Below are 444 nucleotides of genomic sequence, written 5' to 3'. Positions count from 1 at the left end.
TGCACTAAAACCTAATCGAGGAAATAAAAATTGAAGACAATTATCACAATAGTATCGTTATTACTCTCTGCTACTGCCTTTGCTGAATCAGACTATGTTGTTAAAACTGAAGTTCTAAAAGAACAAAGTTCATTGGGTTCCCCTACAGTAGTACTAGAATCAGGTGTGTCTTCCCAAGTATCAGTAGAAGGGAGTTATAGTCTTTCTTTAACTGTTTCTCCGGCTGGCGAAAAAAATGCGTTCTTGAAAACACAACTAGAAGTTGGTGAAGAATCTCATAGTCCATCCATGATGGTCGAACTAGATAAAGAAACTAAAGTAACCATTAATGACAATACAACTTTAATTGTTACTGTTAAAAAGGCTTAGTGCTAAAAGCATATAACAAGAAGCAAAACTCAGCCTACGGCTGTTCGGACGCGTTTTCAACGCGCCCGTTTGCTG

1 protein-coding gene is annotated in these 444 nt (G+C 37.6%); it reads left to right on the top strand.

Features of this window, described 5'->3' with window-relative positions; genetic code table 11:
* The first annotated feature begins 30 nt into the window (after positions 1-30).
* Positions 31-369: a hypothetical protein gene (locus ABWW54_RS20130; RefSeq protein ID WP_353415021.1), complete on the top strand. Its 339-nt coding sequence runs from the start codon at positions 31-33 to the stop codon at positions 367-369.
* The last annotated feature ends 75 nt before the right edge of the window (positions 370-444 follow it).

Origin of the sequence: Arenicella sp. 4NH20-0111 (assembly GCF_040366405.1) — a bacterium.
In the GTDB taxonomy this organism is placed as follows: Bacteria; Pseudomonadota; Gammaproteobacteria; order Arenicellales; family Arenicellaceae; genus Arenicella.
The sequence above is the reverse complement of the archived record's forward strand: the minus strand, read 5'-3'. Positions and strand labels throughout refer to the sequence as shown.